This window comes from Bacillus sp. JJ1122, assembly GCF_036964885.1.
Lineage (GTDB): Bacteria > Bacillota > Bacilli > Bacillales > Cytobacillaceae > Mesobacillus.
The window spans coordinates 397,650-400,691 of record NZ_JBALQL010000001.1 but is presented as its reverse complement, the minus strand read 5'-3'; the positions used below and the strand labels follow the sequence as shown (position 1 = coordinate 400,691).

General features: G+C 40.2%; 3 protein-coding genes. All 3 read left to right on the top strand.

Annotated features, from left to right (window positions below; all coding sequences use genetic code 11):
• Positions 1 to 157 precede the first annotated feature (157 nt).
• The 3 genes from V7201_RS01955 (at position 158) to coaD (ending at position 2,937) form a co-directional block, all read left to right on the top strand.
• Entirely contained in the window at positions 158 to 1,579 is a 1,422-nt protein-coding gene (locus V7201_RS01955) for a stalk domain-containing protein (RefSeq protein WP_335375090.1), read from the top strand.
• Positions 1,580 to 1,872: 293 nt separating this feature from the next.
• On the top strand, positions 1,873 to 2,445 hold the full coding sequence (rsmD, locus tag V7201_RS01950; protein ID WP_335375089.1) for a 16S rRNA (guanine(966)-N(2))-methyltransferase RsmD: 573 nt from the start codon (positions 1,873 to 1,875) through the stop codon (positions 2,443 to 2,445).
• A complete protein-coding gene (coaD, locus tag V7201_RS01945; protein ID WP_335375088.1) occupies positions 2,446 to 2,937 on the top strand; it encodes a pantetheine-phosphate adenylyltransferase in 492 nt (163 codons plus the stop codon).
• The last annotated feature ends 105 nt before the right edge of the window (positions 2,938 to 3,042 follow it).

Genomic DNA, 3,042 nt, shown 5'->3' with positions numbered 1-3,042 from the left:
CTCGAATCTGCCCACGCAATATGGAAATGCGGCAGCATTATCGGAGGAGTCTACGCGCCTTCCACTACAATCAACAGGATTTAAAATCAACATTCAGCTTTAACAGAGCCTATAAATAAAATAATATCGATTCAGAAAGACTTCAAGGAGAACGACGATGAAAAAAGCTTCCGTTCTGATCTTAACCATTTTGTTTATCTTTCTTAGTGCAACAGTAGTATGGCAATGGATAATTTATTCGAATCATAAAAGTCAGGTGGTAAGTACCCCTAATGAAAAAATAACACTGGCTGTTACAGTCAAGGTTGGCGAAAAGGGTTTAACAATTAATCAGGTATTCAAAAACCTGCAAAATGGCAGCCGATATGGTGCGATCATTCCTGAGCATGCCTCAGAGCTTGTTTGTACGAATTCAGAAGGTGTGCCTTGCCAGAATGATTATGAGACACAATCAATAAAAGCTAAAGGAGATGAGCTTCAATTTGAATATTTCATAAAAATTGACGCATCAGCCGTTGAGTTTATCCTGAACGACTGGCTTGTTTCGTTTAGTGAGCGGGAGATAGCTTCAACAAGAATTGAAATAGTGGACAGGCTCCATCGGAAGGGAACATGGGTCGCAGGTCTGCCGCTAAAGGGCTATAGGCAAATGGAAGTCGTGAAATACTATGTCTTTGAAGGATTAGGAGAAAATCCCTCCCTTTATTGGCAGAACAGGAGCCTCGAGAAATTCTCGGGTCAAAAAGGAATTCAATATTATAGCAGTTCCCCAGAACAGCCTGGAATCTACCAATTTGATAGTCTGAAAGGTCTGACGGATAAAAATCATTTATCAGTAATCTTTAATAGTGAAAATCGCATCTTCCATGGAAATGGTCTTCTTCTTGCTGCGAGCAGCCTATCAAAAAATGAGCTTGAACAGCAATTGGCGATATCTCTCCTGTCTCAGAAAATTCAAGGACTGGAACCGAACAACAAGCGGCTGCTTGAGGCACTTGCTTCCTTAATCATAAAACAACCTGCTTCCAATCCGAAAAGCCAGGCAATCGTTCGAGAGCTTAAAACTAAATTAACTAGCGAGGAAATAAATGACTTTACTCTCTTCCTCGCAGGAATTGAAGCAAGCATTGATTATATTGAGCTTAACGATCAGCTGGCTGCAATCAAGGGGATGGGAACCAAATTCTTCACCCTAAATAAACAAGATGATTCCAGTCTTTATCCATTGCTTTTTAATGATGACAGGAGAGTCATGGCGAATGGCCAAAAGATAATGGATTGGGATATTCTATTGGAAGGAGACTCAAAACTATTCCCACTCATAAAAACAATGAGTTCACTGGGTGCCCATACAAATGTCGATTCCCGCATGACTTCGATTCAAGTGACATCTAACAACAGCAAGTATTCCTTTAATTTGAAGAATAATACTTTTGTAATGAATGGGGAAAGTTTTGGCTTACTGGAAAACCCCTTTAAGATTATTAGCGGAACTGTATATATAGAGGAACATTGGCTCCAAGCTATTTTTAAAGTGTCGATTGACGAAAGTGAAGAGGAAATCGCTTTATCCCTGTAATCTGGGGAAAATTTATCTAATCTGCCTTAAAAGAAGGCAAAAAAAAGCCCTGCAAAATCTGCAGGGTCCTTCTACATCCCTTTAACAGGATAGAAGGCAAAGGGAGAGGAGAAACCGGAGGAAGAACTTATGGGGAAACGTAAGTCTTCTCCGCGGTTGGCAACAACATCCTCGAATTGATGTTGTTATTTTTCATTATTTCCACTTTAGGAAGTGTTATACACTTATTTGGTTAATTTTTTGTATGTGTGGTAGGATAAGGGAGTAATTTGCATAATTGAGGAGTACATAAGATGAGAGTTGTATCAGGTGATTTAAAGGGCCGTATTTTGAAGGCGGTACCTGGGACGAGTACGAGGCCAACAACTGACAAAGTGAAGGAATCATTGTTCAATATGATTGGTCCTTATTTTACAGGTGGAATTGGACTGGATTTGTTTGCTGGCAGTGGAGGACTTGGAATAGAGGCTCTCAGCAGGGGCCTTGAAAAAGTCATATTCGTAGACCGTGAAGGCAAAGCGATACATATTGTCAATGAAAACCTTAAATCATGCGGGCTTGAAAATAGAGCCGAGGTTTACAGGAATGACGCTGTCAGAGCGCTGAAAGCTATCCAGAAAAGGAATCTAACCTTTAATTACATATTCTTGGATCCTCCTTACAAAAAACAGCAGCTTGTTAAACTGCTTGAAATGATTGAAAAGGAAAAGCTGATCCATGAAGAAGGATTAATAGTATGCGAGCATGCTTCAGATATTCAGCTGCCTGAAAGAATAGGCGTTTTAAAGCAAGCTAGAAATGAGAAATATGGAATTATTGGCATAACGCTTTACAAGCTTGATGCACAAGATGAGGGGGAAGTCTAAGTGGCAAGAATTGCTGTTTGTCCAGGAAGTTTCGATCCAATTACTTTCGGGCATCTCGATATCATTACAAGGGCAGCAAAGGTATTTGACGAGTTATATGTGGTGGTCTTGAATAACTCTTCTAAACAACCGCTATTTTCTGTGGATGAAAGAATTGAACTCATCAAGATGGTAACTAAGAATATACCGAATGCTAAAGTGGACTCCTTTCAGGGCCTGCTTGTCGACTATGCGGAAAGCGTTAATGCTAATGCGATCATAAGGGGCCTGCGCGCCGTTTCCGATTTTGAATACGAGATGCAGATCACCTCAATGAACAGAGTGTTAAATGATAAAATCGAAACCTTTTTCATCATGACGAACAATCAGTACTCATTTTTGAGCTCCAGTATCGTTAAAGAAGTGGCCAAATATGACGGGAAAATATCCGAATTAGTCCCTCCAGAGGTGGAAGAGGCACTGATCAGCAAATTTAAAGGAAATAAAGAATAACGGGCAGAATTCCTGCCCGTTATTTTTCTTTTATAAGATAAGAAAGCATAAAATTCACCTCAGGAAATGTCCAGTTTCAGCGCCTAGCCCCTCGAGTCGCTTGTC

Bases quoted from the DNA above. Each gene is read 5' to 3' on its own strand.
- V7201_RS01955 (WP_335375090.1), top strand. From the start codon at position 158: ATGAAAAAAGCTTCCGTTCTGATCTTAACCATTTTGTTTATCTTTCTT.
- rsmD (WP_335375089.1), top strand. From the start codon at position 1,873: ATGAGAGTTGTATCAGGTGATTTAAAGGGCCGTATTTTGAAGGCGGTA.